A 14,210-nucleotide genomic window follows, 5' to 3' on the forward strand; every position below is an offset into this window, starting at 1 on the left:
CCCTTAGGGGCTCCTCCTTACTAATGGCCAGGGGTGGTTCGTCCCGGGGGACGACGAGGTGGCGGGGATCAATTCCTTAGCTTGGTCTTACGGCCGCAGCTGAGGCCCGCACCACCGGGGGGTGGGGAAAACCCCCGGTTCAAGACTGCGCTGCGCACCAGCGCGCCGGACCGCTTCCGCCGACAGACTCGAACCCGTACTCGCATCCGCACTCGGACCGTAGCGGCGACACCAGCTCATCACCGATTTAGGAGACATACCGTGACAACGGCTGTGACCATTCCCCGGCACGGGGACACCGGAGGGCGTACGGCCGTCGCGGCGCGAGGGCGGCAGGTCGTCAAGGCGTACGGCTTCGGGGAGACCCGCGTCGTCGCGCTCGACCATGTCGACGTCGACATCGCCCGCGGGCAGTTCACCGCGATCATGGGCCCGTCCGGGTCCGGCAAGTCGACGCTGATGCACTGCCTGGCCGGCCTCGACACCGTCACGTCGGGCGAGATCTACCTCGACGAGACCGAGATCACCAAGCTCAAGGACAAGAAGCTCACGCAGCTGCGCCGGGACCGGATCGGCTTCATCTTCCAGGCCTTCAACCTGCTGCCGACGCTCAACGCCCTGGAGAACATCACGCTTCCCATGGACATCGCCGGCCGCAAGCCGGACGCCGCCTGGCTCAACCGGGTCGTCGAGACGGTCGGCCTCATCGACCGCCTCAAGCACCGGCCCACCCAGCTCTCCGGCGGCCAGCAGCAGCGTGTCGCCGTGGCCAGGGCGCTCGCCGCCCGACCCGAGATCATCTTCGGCGACGAGCCGACCGGAAACCTCGACTCCCGCGCGGGCGCCGAGGTGCTGGGCTTCCTGCGCCGCTCGGTCGACGAACTGGGCCAGACCATCGTGATGGTCACGCACGACCCGGTGGCCGCCTCGTACGCGGACCGGGTCCTCTACCTCGCCGACGGCCGGATCGTCGACGAGATGTTCCGGCCGACCGCCGACGCCGTACTCGACCGTATGAAGGACTTCGACGCGCGGGGGCGGACGTCGTGACTGTATGGAAGACGTCGATGCGCAACTTCTTTGCGCACAAGGGGCGAATGGCGCTCTCCGCTGTGGCGGTGCTGCTGTCGGTGGCCTTCGTGTCGGGGACGCTTGTCTTCACCGACACGATGAACACGACATTCGACAAGCTCTTCGCCGCGACCGCGTCCGATGTCACCGTCAGCCCCAAGGGCTCGGGTGACAGCGGCGACGACAACGACAACCCGCAGACCGGCAAGCCCGAGTCGCTGCCCGCCTCGCTCGTCGAGAAGGTGGCGAAGGCCGACGGCGTGAAGTCCGCCGAAGGCGCGGTCGTCAGCATGAGCGTGACCGTCGTCAACTCCAAGAACAAGGACATGGGTTCCAGCAGCGGCGCTCCGACGATCGCGGGCAACTGGACCGAGAATGTGCTCAAGTCGATGGACATCACCTCCGGCCACGCACCGCGCGGCCCCACCGAGGTGATGGTCGACGCCGACACCGCCGAGAAGCACAGCCTGGGGCTCGGTGACGAGCTGCGCACCATCGCCGTCACCGGCGACTTCACCGCCAAGATCTCCGGCATCGCCTCCTTCCAGGTCACCAACCCGGGTGCGGCCGTCGTCTACTTCGACACCGCCACCGCGCAGCGTGAACTGCTCGGCAAGGACGGCCTGTTCACCCATGTCTCCGTCACAGCGGCCGAGGGCGTGAGTGACGAGCAGCTCAAGCAGAACGTCGCCACGACCCTCGGCGGTCCCTTCAAGCTGCAGACGGCGAAGGAAGCCGCCGACGCGAGCCGCGAAGACGTCGGCTCCTTCCTCGACGTGATGAAGTACGCGATGCTCGGCTTCGCCGGGATCGCCCTCCTCGTCGGCATCTTCCTGATCGTCAACACCTTCTCGATGCTGGTCGCCCAGCGCACCCGCGAGATCGGCCTGATGCGGGCCATCGGCTCAAGTCGCAAGCAGGTCAACCGCTCCGTGCTCGTAGAGGCGCTGCTGCTCGGCATTGTCGGCTCGATCGCGGGGGTCGCCGCCGGCGTGGGGCTGGCCGTCGGGCTGATGAAGCTCATGGGCTCCATGGGCATGCACCTGTCCACCCAGGACCTGACCGTGAAGTGGACCACCCCGGTGGTCGGACTCGTCCTCGGCATCGTCGTCACCGTCGTCGCCGCGTATGTCCCGGCCCGCCGGGCCGGCAAGGTCTCCCCGATGGCCGCGCTGCGCGACGCCGGTACGCCGGCGGACGGCAAGGCCGGCTGGATCCGGGCCGGGATCGGCCTCCTGCTCACGGGTGCCGGTGCCGCCGCGCTCCTGGTCTCCACCCAGGCCGACAAGGCGAGCGAGGGCTCGATGTTCCTCGGCCTCGGCGTGGTCCTCTCGCTCATCGGCTTCGTGGTCATCGGCCCGCTGCTCGCGGGCGTCGTGGTCCGGGTGATCAGCGCGGTCGTCCTGCGGATGTTCGGCCCGGTCGGGCGGCTCGCGGAGCGCAACGCGCTGCGCAATCCCCGCCGTACGGGAGCGACCGGCGCCGCCCTGATGATCGGCCTCGCCCTGGTGGCGTGCCTGTCGGTGGTCGGCTCCTCGATGGTCGCATCGGCGACGGATGAGCTCGACAGGTCGGTCGGCGCGGACTTCATCGTCCAGTCGGGCAAGGGCCAGCCGATCATGCCGCAGGTCGAGAAGGCGCTGAAGTCGGCCGCGCACATCGAGCACGTCACCAACTACAAGGGCGTGCAGACGAAGCTGACCTCCCCCGACGGCAAGACGGAGGACGAGGAAATCGTCGCGGCCGACCCGACGTACGCACAGGATCTGCGCCGCGAGACCGTCGCGGGCGAGCTCTCGGCGGCTTACGGGAAGAACGCGATGTCGGTGGGCGACGCCTACGCCAAGAGGCACGGCGTGAAGGTCGGCGACAAGATCAAGGTCGCCTTCAAGAACGGCCGGACCGCCGAGCTGAAGGTCGCGGCGATCACCTCCGACGACGGGAACGTCGACAAGGGCGCGATGTACACCAACATCACGACCGCCGCGCAGTACGTCCCCGCCGACAAGATGCCCAAGAACCTGATCATGTTCGCGAAGGCGGAGGACGGCAAGGAGAAGGAGGCCTACGCGGCGCTCAAGGCGTCGGTCGCCAAGTACCCGCAGTACAAGGTGCAGAACCAGACCGACTTCAAGCAGGACCTGAAGGACCAGATCGGTCAGCTGCTGAACATCGTCTACGGCCTGCTGGCGCTCGCGATCATCGTCGCGGTGCTGGGCGTGGTGAACACCCTCGCCCTGTCGGTGGTCGAGCGGACCCGGGAGATCGGCCTGATGCGCGCCATCGGCCTCTCGCGCCGCCAGCTGCGCCGCATGATCCGCCTGGAGTCGGTGGTCATCGCCCTCTTCGGCGCGCTGCTCGGCCTCGGCCTGGGCATGGGCTGGGGCACAACGGCGCAGAAGCTGCTGGCCCTGGAAGGCCTGGGGGTCCTGGAGATCCCGTGGCCGACGATCCTCACCGTGTTCGTGGGCTCGGCGTTCGTGGGCCTGTTCGCGGCACTGGTGCCGGCGTTCAGGGCGGGCCGGATGAACGTGCTGAACGCGATCGCCACGGAGTAGGGGGCGGCGGCGCGTTACCGTAGGGGGTCCCGGCCCGGGGTGTTCCTCCAAACACCCCGGGGCCGGGGTGTGCCCCCGTGCGAATGCCTCCCGGACGACGTCCTGGGCCCCGCGGAGAGCCCCGGTCATCAGGTACACCTGCCCGACCTGCTGTTTCACGGTGTGCGGCGCGGAACTCCGCGGGCTCCTCGTCGGTCGATGCGGCTCCCGGTGGACGCACGCGCGAGGGTTCCGGACGCGGCTGTCACAGCCGCGTCGTACGCTGGAGACCCCCGGCCCGTTCGACGTGTCGGGCGGTTCGCGTTGCCCACCCCCCGCCCCGGATGGAAGCCCTTCATGAGCCTGCACGGTCTGCTCGATGCCGTCGTACGTGACCCGGCGCTCGCCGACGCGGTGAAGGCTGCCGGTGACGGCCACCGTATGCATGTCGACCTGGTCGGCCCGCCCGCCGCCCGCGCCTTCGCGGTGGCCGCGCTCGCCCGCGAGTCCGGGCGGCCGGTGCTGGCCGTCACCGCGACCGGGCGCGAGGCCGAGGATCTCGCGGCGGCGCTGCGCTCGCTGCTGCCCGAGGAGGGCATCGCCGAGTACCCCTCGTGGGAGACGCTGCCGCACGAGCGGCTGTCGCCCCGTTCCGACACGGTGGGCCGCAGGATCGCGGTGCTGCGCAGGCTGGCCCACCCGGCGGATGACGACCCGGCCGCCGGACCGGTCTCGGTCGTCGTCGCGCCGGTCCGTTCCGTGCTGCAGCCGCAGGTCAAGGGGCTCGGCGACCTGGAGCCTGTGGCGCTGCGGACCGGGGAGAGCGCCGATCTCGGTGAGGTCACGGAGGCGCTCGCCGCCGCCGCGTACTCCCGGGTCGAACTGGTCGAGAAGCGCGGCGAGTTCGCCGTCCGCGGCGGCATCCTCGATGTCTTCCCGCCGACCGAGGAGCACCCCCTTCGGGTGGAGTTCTGGGGCGACGACGTCGAGGAGATCCGGTACTTCAAGGTTGCCGACCAGCGCTCGCTCGAAGTCGCCGAGCACGGGCTGTGGGCCCCGCCCTGCCGCGAGCTGCTGCTGACCGACGACGTACGGCAACGGGCCGCGGCCCTCGCCGAACAACACCCCGAGCTGGGCGAGCTGCTCGGCAAGATCGCCGAGGGGATCGCGGTCGAGGGCATGGAGTCCCTCGCGCCGGTCCTCGTCGACGACATGGAGCTGCTGATCGACGTCCTGCCGAAGGGCTCGATGGCTGTCGTCTGCGACCCGGAGCGGGTGCGGACGCGGGCCGCGGATCTGGTGGCGACGAGCCAGGAGTTCCTGCAGGCGTCCTGGGCGGCGACCGCTGGCGGCGGGGACGCCCCGATCGACGTCGACGCGGCCTCGCTGTGGGGGATCGCGGACGTACGGGACCGGGCGCGCGAGCTCGGCATGATGTGGTGGTCCGTATCCCCGTTCGCCGCCGACGAGGAGCTGTCGGACGACACGATCAAGCTGGGGATGCACGCCCCGGAGATGTACCGCGGCGACACGGCCCGCGCGCTCGCCGACACCAAGGGCTGGCTCGCGGACGGCTGGCGCACGGTGTACGTCACCGAGGCGCACGGTCCCGCGGCCCGTACCGTCGAGGTGCTGGGCGGCGAAGGCATCGCCGCCCGCCTCGACGCCGACCTCGCCGAGCTCTCCCCGTCCGTCGTCCATGTGGCCTGCGGCTCGATCGACTACGGCTTCATCGACCCGGGCCTCAAGCTCGCGGTGCTGACCGAGACCGACCTCTCCGGCCAGAAGGCGGCCGGCAAGGACGGTCAGCGGATGCCGGCCAAGCGCCGCAAGACGATCGACCCGCTCACCCTGGAGGCGGGCGACTACATCGTCCACGAGCAGCACGGCGTGGGCCGGTACATCGAGATGGTGCAGCGCACCGTGCAGACCGCGACCCGCGAGTATCTGCTCGTCGAGTACGCGCCCGCCAAGCGCGGCCAGCCCGGCGACCGGCTCTACATCCCCACCGACCAGCTGGAGCAGGTCACCAAGTACGTCGGCGGCGAGGCCCCGACCCTGCACCGGCTCGGCGGCGCCGACTGGACGAAGACCAAGGCGCGCGCGAAGAAGGCGGTCAAGGAGATCGCCGCCGACCTGATCAAGCTGTACAGCGCCCGGATGGCCGCCCCCGGCCACGCCTTCGGCCCGGACACACCCTGGCAGCGGGAGCTGGAGGACGCGTTCCCGTACGTCGAGACACCCGACCAGCTCTCCACGATCGCCGAGGTCAAGGAGGACATGGAGAAGACGGTCCCGATGGACCGCCTGATCTGCGGCGACGTCGGCTACGGAAAGACGGAGATCGCGGTACGGGCCGCGTTCAAGGCCGTCCAGGACGGCAAGCAGGCCGCGGTCCTGGTGCCGACGACGCTGCTCGTGCAGCAGCACTTCGGCACCTTCTCCGAGCGCTACTCCCAATTCCCGGTGAATGTACGGGCGTTGTCCCGCTTCCAGTCCGACGCGGAGGCGAAGGCGACCCTGGAGGGCCTGCGGGACGGCTCGGTCGACATCGTCATCGGCACGCACCGCCTGTTCTCCGCCGAGACGAAGTTCAAGGACCTGGGACTGGTCGTCGTCGACGAGGAGCAGCGCTTCGGCGTCGAGCACAAGGAGCAGCTGAAGAAGCTCCGCGCGAACGTCGACGTACTGACCATGTCGGCAACCCCCATCCCGCGCACCCTGGAGATGGCGGTCACCGGCATCCGCGAGATGTCGACGATCACAACGCCTCCGGAGGAGCGGCACCCCGTGCTCACCTTCGTCGGGCCGTACGAGGAGAAGCAGCTGGGCGCGGCCATCCGCCGTGAACTGCTGCGCGAGGGCCAGGTCTTCTACATCCACAACCGGGTCGAGTCCATCGACCGGGCCGCGGCCCGGCTGCGCGACATCGTGCCCGAGGCCCGCATCGCGACCGCACACGGCCAGATGCACGAGTCGGCGCTCGAGCAGGTCGTGGTGGACTTCTGGGAGAAGAAGTTCGACGTCCTCGTCTCGACCACGATCGTCGAGTCGGGCATCGACATCTCCAACGCGAACACGCTGATCGTCGAGCGTGGCGACAACTTCGGTCTCTCGCAGCTGCATCAGCTGCGCGGCCGGGTGGGCCGGGGCCGCGAGCGCGGTTACGCGTACTTCCTCTACCCGCCGGAGAAGCCGCTCACCGAGACCGCCCACGAGCGCCTGGCGACCATCGCCCAGCACACCGAGATGGGCGCGGGGATGTACGTCGCGATGAAGGACCTGGAGATCCGCGGCGCGGGCAATCTGCTCGGCGGCGAGCAGTCCGGCCATATCGCGGGCGTCGGGTTCGACCTGTACATCCGCATGGTGGGCGAGGCGGTCGCCGACTACCGCGCCGCGGTCGAGGGCGGCGTGGAGGAGGAGCCCCCGCTCGAGGTCAAGATCGAGCTCCCGGTCGACGCGCATGTCCCGCACGACTACGCACCGGGCGAGCGGCTGCGTCTCCAGGCGTACCGCGCGATCGCCTCCGCCAACTCGGAGGAGGACATCAAGGCGGTCCGCGAAGAGCTCACGGACCGCTACGGCAAGCTCCCGGAGCCGGTCGAGAACCTGCTCCTGGTGGCGGGCCTGCGGATGCTGGCCAGGGCGTGCGGGGTGGGCGAGATCGTGCTCCAGGGCTCCAACATCCGCTTCGCGCCGGTGGAGTTGAGAGAGTCGCAGGAGCTGCGGCTCAAGCGTCTCTACCCGCGTACGGTCATCAAGCCGGCGGTCCACCAGATCCTGGTGCCCCGCCCGACGGCGGGCAAGATCGGCGGGAAGCCGGTGGTGGGGCGGGAACTGCTGGCGTGGACGGGCGAGTTCCTGACGACGATCCTGGGGTCTTAGCCGCCTTGCCCGCCACGCGAAAGCCCCCGACTAGAGCCCGGTGTCGGGATCGGTCAGTCGTAGTGGGGTTTGCCGAACTCTTCGATCAGCACGGGATACTGCTCTCCACCGTGTCCGGCGGCGATCGAGCGGTCGGCCATCGCCTTGATCAACTTCGGTAGTTCGGCGTTGACGCCCCCCGCCTCGCTCTCCTCTATCAGGTGTGCCATCGCCCGCGCGTCGGTCTCCAGGGCCGACACCTCGGCCGGGAAGGAGCCGCTGTCGATCTGCTCGGCATACCCCGGCAGCCATGCGGCCACACCGGCAGCGATCTGCTGCGCAAACGGCGCATACGTTGCGGCGTCAACACCGGCCGTCCTGAGCAGGGCAGTGCCCTGGAGCCAGGCGTTCAGGACGCTCCACATCATGGCCAGGCCGGCTACGTCGTACAGGGACGCCAGCCCTTGGTCCGCGCCAAGGTAGGTGACGGTACCGAGCGCGTCGAGTGTTGACTTGTGTGCCTCGAAGTCCGACTGCGGCCCGCTGTGCAGGATCACTGCCTCGGCGGTCCCGATCGCCGGCGGGATGGCCATGATGGCGCCGTCCAGGTAACGGGCGTCGCGCTGCTCGGCCCATTGGGCGGCTTGCCGGGCCTGGGCCGAGTCGCCCGAGGTCAGATTGATCAACATCGTGCCGCCCAGCTCGACATCGCTCGCGCCGAACAGCTCGTGCATGGCCTGGTAGTCGGTGACGCAGATGATCGTCAGGGAACCTGCTTTGAGCGCGTCGCCAACCGTTGGCGCCAGCCGTGCGCCCTCGGCCACCAACTGGTCGGCCTTGGAGGCCGTACGGTTCCACACGGTTGTGGGATGCCCGGCTTTCAGGAACGCGCCGGCGAGTGCCTGGCCCATCAGTCCGAGTCCGATGACTGTCACGGGTGTATCGGTTTTGTTGTTCATGGCAGCATCGTCAACGTTGATACCGGTGTGAAGGTCAAGCGAGGTTTCGATGCGGATCGGGGAACTGAGTCGTCGGACGGGCGTCAACGCCCATCAGTTGCGCTACTACGAGGCCCGGGGCCTGCTGGAGGCAGACCGCGGCGCGAACGGTTACCGCGAATACGACGAGAGCGCCGTGCTGCGGGTGAAGCAGATCCGGCACCTGCTTGGTGCCGGTTTATCCTCCGAGGACATCGCATACCTGCTGCCCTGTGCGGCCGGAGAGGCCCCGGAGCTGCCCGGGTGTCCCGAGTTGCTGGCCGCGATGCGGTCACGGCTACAGCGACTGGACGATCAGATGGACAGGCTCGCTCAATCCCGCGACGCTCTTGCCGACTACATCGATGCGGCCGAGCGAATGGGCAACGAGGGCTATCCACCCTTTGACGATGCTGACCTGGAGCCCGTCCCCGCCTGAGCAGCCGGGGTGTCCCGTCTTGCGGAACCGTCTCGACCAGCAGCACCCGCCGGCCTGCGAGACCACCGCCGACGCCCCGGCCTGGACCCGAACACGCGGAGACAGAGCCGCACGCTTCACCTGGTGAGTGACTTCTTTCCCGCGGTGGACGGAGCCTCGACAAGCCCCATCTCCCCAGGTCAGGAGCGCTCTCTACTCATTCGATCAGCATCCGGGACGCCCAACACCGTGAAAGCCCAGGTTAAGGAACACCCGCGGGACAAGCCTTCGGCGGGGCGGTGTTCCAGAACCTGAGCAGGCCCGCTGCCAGTTGGATCAGGTCTGCCGCTGACCTGCACCGACACGCGAGGGGGACGACGGTCGAGGTTAAACTCAAGCTAAGTACGGCTTGGCATCTCCGGTGCCCTTCACCAGCCAGGTCAGCCGGGCCGGTTCGGCGGCTCCTCGTCCTCGCCCTCATCCCTGAGATCGGCCTCGCGCAACGCGCGTGCAGCGCGGCGCCAGGAATCCAAAACGCCAGGGAGTTGGTCCAGAATGCCCTTGACGACGAATAGCGTCACAGTGATCACGCCTGAGATCGTCAAGATGGCGAGGGTAAGGCTGTCTCCCACGGTCCGGCCTCTCTGATGAGTGGCCGAACCTCTCCCGACGGGATCAGTTCGACCATTTCTAAACATGGTCGAACCGAGTTCCCGCCGACACAGAAATTCAGTTCGGGGGCAGGGAGCCCCCTGGTGCAGGTACTGCGGGTCATACGTGGAGCAGGGGTGGCCTTGCGAGGGCCAACAGTGCACACAGGAAGTGGTGCCGGCCACTGATCCCGCCTACATCTGTTCTTCCTGGCACCCCAGCACTGTGGCCGGGCCGCCCAGGGAGCGGACAGGCCAGTCAGTGACGGACCTGAGATTGCTTGGACTCTAGCGGGGGTTCGCGGCGGCAGTGGAGAATCGCCGATTGCGGCGCAGGACACAGTCCCTTGTGCGATCCTGACTGGCTGTTCAAGTGCCGAAGCCGAGCTGACTCCGTCGTGCTGTGCTGTCTGGAACGGGGGCTCTGACCTGGTCCTCCTCATGAAAGTCGGGAGCCGTCCCTGTATGGGGGGAGGGGGCCGAGGCGGGTGACCAGGGGCGTTCCGGCGTCGTGCGGAACTCGCGTACTGCGCTGGGCATCACGTCTTCCAGCATGGTGACGGTGCTCCAGTAGGCCACGGGTCGCGGACGGCCGTTTCAGGTGGCTGGATCGTGGCTGGATCCGCGCCGGCTTTTCGGTGTTTCCGCAGGTCGAAAATCTGGTTCGGATGTTCCGCTTCAACGTGTGGTTGATGCCGCCCCCTGTTTCCGGACGGCTCCGGCGCGCCCACGGAGAGCCACCCGCACCGGTCCAGTGACCCACCTCACACCCGGCTCCTGTCAGGAATCGCTGCGCTGTCCCGCTCAAGGGGCAAGCGATTCAGACAGGAGCCACACCATGAAGCACCGCATCCTCGTCCTCGGCGCCGGTTACGCCGGGGCCTTCGCCGCCGGGAGCCTGGCCCGCCGCCTCTCGCCCGCCGACACCGAGATCACCGTCGTCAACGCCGAGCCGGTCTTCGTCGAGCGGATGCGCCTGCACCAGCTCGCGGCGGGCCGGGAACTCGCGACCCGGCGGCTCGCCGACGTGTTCGCGGGCACCGGGGTACGGCTGCGCGTGGCGCGTGTCACCGCGGTGGACCCGGAGCGCAGGACTGTCGCCGTGACGGGCGAGGATGGTGACGGCGAGCTCGGGTACGACACGCTGCTGTACACGCTCGGCAGCCGGGTCGCCGACCACGGTGTCCCCGGTGTGGCCGAGCACGCCTTCGACGTCGCGGGACGGCCGTCGGCGCTGCGGCTGCGCGCACGCCTGGACAGTCTGGGCGGAGTCGGCACCGTACTGGTCGTCGGCGAGGGCCTGACCGGCATCGAGACCGCCACCGAGATCGCCGAGTCGCGTCCCGGTCTTTCCGTGGCGCTCGCCGCCCGTGGTGAGGTGGGAGCCTGGCTCTCCCCGGGGGCCCGGCTCCACCTGCGCGAGGCCTTCGACCGGCTGGGCGTCACCGTCCACGAGTACACCGGCATCGAAGCCGTCGGGGCGACGTACGCGGTCGGCGCGGACGGCACCTCCTTCCCGGTCGGCGCGACCGTGTGGACGGCCGGGTTCGCCGTCGCCCCCATCGCGGCCGCCGCCGGTCTCGAGGTCACCGAGGACGGCCGGATCGTCGTCGACGACACCATGCGCTCGGTCTCGCACCCGGACGTCTACGCCGCGGGCGACAGCGCGTACGCGATCGGCGCGAACGGCCGGCCGCTGCCGATGTCCTGCGCCTCGGCAGGACATACCAACATGCAGGCGACGGACGCGATCGTGGGACGGCTGACCGGACGCCGGGTTCCGAGCGGCAAGAAGACCTACATCGGCAATCACATCAGCCTCGGGCGGTACGACGCGATCTTTCAGATGGTCGATGGCGACGTAAGGGCGAAGTCCTGGTTCGTGGGTGGCCGGAAGGCCGCGCGGCTCAAGGCGGGCGTCCTCAGGGGCAGCCTGTGGGGCGTCTCGAACCCGACCTTCGGCATGCCGAAGCGCAAGCGCCGCCTGACCGCCACCACGACGGCTGCCAGCACCACGGCGACTGCCACCGCGCCCGAGAATGCTGCCGCATAAGGTCGTCTGCATGGACAGCACCGCCGCTGATCGCTTCGAGGCCGGCCGGGCACGGCTGGCCTCGCTCGCGTACCGTCTGCTCGGCTCGGCAGCCGACGCCGAGGACGTCGTGCAGGACGCGTACCTGCGCTGGCACGCCGCTGACCGGGGGCGGATCGAGGTGCCGGAGGCGTGGCTGGCCAAGGTCGTCACCAACCTGTGCCTGGACCGGCTCCGCTCGGCACCGGCGCGCCGCGAACGCGCGGCCGGCGCCTGGATGCCCGAGCCACTTCTCGACGGCGACCCGATGCTCGGCCCGGCCGACACCTTCGAGCAGCGCGAATCGGTCTCGCTCGCCGTCCTGACCCTGATGGAGCGACTCTCACCGGTCGAACGGGCCGTCTACGTCCTGCGCGAGGTGTTCTCCTACCGTTCCTAAAGACTGAGCGGGAGTGAGTCCTGTTGCCAGAACCCGTGCTCAGCCGTGTGCCCCGAACGGTGTTGGGCACACTGGTCCCCCGCTTTCGCTCTCACGTCCGGCGCAACGGGTCGTGTCCGTTGTCCAGGGACGGAGGGGCGGGTTTCCTCACGCCCCGAGAAGCCCGGTCGGGCCTGGACGGTCCGATGCCCCGCACGATCGCTCTGGTCGTGTGGGGGCGGTGCCGTCCGTCGCCGGATCGGGTGCCCCAGGGCGCGCCTGCCGATCGCCACGGCTGCCGCGTCGTGGCGGGTGGTTTTCCTGGTGTTGCTGGTGAGGGGCTTTTGCCAGTGCTGGGCGCCCCACATCGAGGTGTAGGCGGGGTCAACGGCGACGATCGTCAAGCCGAGTTCGGCGGCCATGCTGACGAGCCGGGCGCGCAGTTTGCTGACGGGCATGCCGGAGATCAGTTTGCGGAACCGCTTGCGGCGGCCGTGCTTTTCCCTGGTCTTCTCCGCGCTGAAGTCCAGGTCTTCGATGCCGATGGCGAGTTGGTGCCGGGCTGCCCAGTGCAGGAGTCGGATGAGGGCGTGCCGGACCTGCGCGTCACGGTGATCGGCGGTGCCGGACAAGTTGAAGTAGAACCTTCGGGGCTGACCACTCGGGTTGCCATGCTGGTCGAGCCGCCAGGCGGCCAGGTGGTCGGCGTTGGTGTCCACGCCGATCAGCCCTCTGGCGCGGGCGTGGGCCAGGGGAACGGTCTTGACCGGTGGGATGGACCAGGAGGCGGTCAGATACCAGCGCCGGCGCTGCACGTCTTCGTGGATGCGGTAGGCGACCGCCCGGTTGCCGGTGACGCGGTCGGCCCATTCGTCGCCCCGGTGGTGGAACACCATGGTGCCAGTGAGGACGTACCGGCCGCGCGGGGCGTTGGCCAGATGAGCCAGCGGGGCGGGCAGCTTGATGCTGACCTCCCCGTCAGGGGTGACGCGAATTGTCTCGTTCCCGAACCGCTTCCCCGACTCGCCGTCCGCCTGGAGAAACCGGCGCTCAGCCTCCCAGTGCTCACGCCATTGGGCCTCGTTCAGGTTTGCGGCCGTGAGGCTGCGCCGGGTGCCCAGCAGGCGTTCACCGCCGCGTGCTATCCGGACGCGCCCGGCCTCACGGTCGGCGCGTTCAGCAATCAGCCGGTCCTCAAGCACGTGCAGGCGGCGGGACTTGGCGAACCACTCCTGCTTCGTGCGGTATCCGCCCGGTGCCCGCTTTGTGCCCTTCTCCCCGACTGGGAGGGACAACCGGTGCGCAATCGTACGGACACCGGCCTCCAGGTTCTGGATGTGGGCGAGTTGGGCGCGGCGGGACAGCGCCCACTGGTCGTGGGTGGCCTTCGTGATGCTCCCGGCCCAGCGGGATGACGCCGCTTGCGTCAGGGTGCGCTTCCGCGCCGCCCACTGGTCGGTGTCGTGCTCCAGACCGGCCGCACAGCGGGCCTTGAGGTCGCGCCCGGCCAGCGTCCCCAAGTGGTCACCGACCAGCCTGAGCACCTTCTCGTCCTCGGCCGTGATCGCCTTGAGCCGGGTACGGATCGCGACGCCGGACGGCCCGAGAGCAACGAACGGCGGATCAATCGGGCGCAGGTCAGCCATGTTCGGCGGCCTCCAGCGCGGCCTTCGCCCGGTTCCTCGCCGAGCGGCGGCCATACAGGCGGGCGCAGAACGACGTCAGCACCTCCACCATGTCGCGCACCAGGTCGCCCTCAACCTCGCCGTCGTCCAGCACCAGCAGGCGACGGCCCGTCGCGGACAAGGCGGCCTCGACAAGCTCGACGTTCATCCGGCCGAGCCGGTCTTTGTGCTCCACCACCACGCAGGTCACCTGCGAGTCGGCCAGCAGACGCCGGGCCTTGGAACGGCAGCCGTTCATCCCGGAAGCGATCTCCGCCTCGACACGAACGACTCGGTGACCGGCCTTCGCCGCCCACGCCGACAGCCGAGCGACCTGGCCTTCCAGATCGGTCTTCTGATCGTGCGAGGAGACACGGGCATACAGGCCCAGACCGCCGATGGCTCCGGGCGTGGTGTTCGCGTCGATGTTCACCAAGATCGTGCGTGGCCCGACCCGCTGAGCCGGTACCGGCAACGTCCCCTCACGGAACCAGCGATACGCGGTCTGCGGATGCACGCCCTGCCTCTTCGCCCATTCCGTCAGATTCACACTCCGACAACGACACTCACTCATAC

At 69.0% G+C, this 14,210-nt stretch carries 9 protein-coding genes and 1 pseudogene; 6 read left to right on the top strand and 4 right to left on the bottom strand.

The features are described 5' to 3' along the window. Positions 1-261 precede the first annotated feature (261 nt). From QFZ67_RS22930 to mfd, 3 genes are all read left to right on the top strand, one after another. Positions 262-1,050 carry an ABC transporter ATP-binding protein gene (locus QFZ67_RS22930; protein ID WP_307662954.1) on the top strand — a complete coding sequence of 263 codons (789 nt, stop codon included), beginning with the start codon at positions 262-264 and terminating at the stop codon, positions 1,048-1,050. Beyond that, positions 1,047-3,629, top strand: coding sequence for an ABC transporter permease (locus QFZ67_RS22935; protein WP_307662955.1), 2,583 nt, complete (start codon positions 1,047-1,049; stop codon positions 3,627-3,629). The genes QFZ67_RS22930 and QFZ67_RS22935 overlap by 4 nt, the downstream gene beginning before the upstream one ends. 336 nt (positions 3,630-3,965) lie before the next feature. Then, positions 3,966-7,496 (top strand): transcription-repair coupling factor, encoded by a 3,531-nt coding sequence (gene mfd / locus QFZ67_RS22940; RefSeq protein ID WP_307662956.1) that lies wholly within the window; start codon positions 3,966-3,968, stop codon positions 7,494-7,496. 53 nt (positions 7,497-7,549) lie between these two features. Here the strand turns inward: mfd and QFZ67_RS22945 are convergent, their stop codons facing one another. Next, positions 7,550-8,434 carry an NAD(P)-dependent oxidoreductase gene (locus tag QFZ67_RS22945; protein WP_307665931.1) on the bottom strand — a complete coding sequence of 295 codons (885 nt, stop codon included), beginning with the start codon at positions 8,432-8,434 and terminating at the stop codon, positions 7,550-7,552. Positions 8,435-8,483: 49 nt separating this feature from the next. Between QFZ67_RS22945 and QFZ67_RS22950 the strand changes: the two genes are divergently transcribed. After that, positions 8,484-8,891: a MerR family transcriptional regulator gene (locus tag QFZ67_RS22950; protein WP_307662957.1), complete on the top strand. Its 408-nt coding sequence runs from the start codon at positions 8,484-8,486 to the stop codon at positions 8,889-8,891. Between the two features lie 419 nt (positions 8,892-9,310). Here QFZ67_RS22950 and QFZ67_RS22955 read toward each other — a convergent pair whose 3' ends face one another. Next, positions 9,311-9,475 (bottom strand): hypothetical protein, encoded by a 165-nt coding sequence (locus QFZ67_RS22955; RefSeq protein ID WP_307662958.1) that lies wholly within the window; start codon positions 9,473-9,475, stop codon positions 9,311-9,313. An 883-nt stretch (positions 9,476-10,358) separates the two neighbouring features. Here QFZ67_RS22955 and QFZ67_RS22960 point away from each other — a divergent pair. Then, complete coding sequence (locus QFZ67_RS22960; protein WP_307662959.1) at positions 10,359-11,573, top strand: NAD(P)/FAD-dependent oxidoreductase; 1,215 nt, start codon at positions 10,359-10,361, stop codon at positions 11,571-11,573. A 10-nt stretch (positions 11,574-11,583) separates the two neighbouring features. Further along, positions 11,584-11,982 (top strand): annotated as a pseudogene (locus QFZ67_RS22965) (sigma factor); the annotation flags it as partial. Between the two features lie 5 nt (positions 11,983-11,987). Here the strand turns inward: QFZ67_RS22965 and QFZ67_RS22970 are convergent. Together QFZ67_RS22970 and QFZ67_RS22975 are read right to left on the bottom strand one after the other, a co-directional pair. Next, positions 11,988-13,616, bottom strand: coding sequence for a transposase (locus tag QFZ67_RS22970; RefSeq protein ID WP_307662960.1), 1,629 nt, complete (start codon positions 13,614-13,616; stop codon positions 11,988-11,990). Further along, on the bottom strand, positions 13,609-14,184 hold the full coding sequence (locus QFZ67_RS22975; RefSeq protein WP_307662961.1) for an IS607 family transposase: 576 nt from the start codon (positions 14,182-14,184) through the stop codon (positions 13,609-13,611). The genes QFZ67_RS22970 and QFZ67_RS22975 overlap by 8 nt, the downstream gene beginning before the upstream one ends. Between the last annotated feature and the right edge of the window lie 26 nt (positions 14,185-14,210).

Source organism: Streptomyces sp. V1I1, assembly GCF_030817355.1.
Classification (GTDB): Bacteria; Actinomycetota; Actinomycetes; order Streptomycetales; family Streptomycetaceae; genus Streptomyces.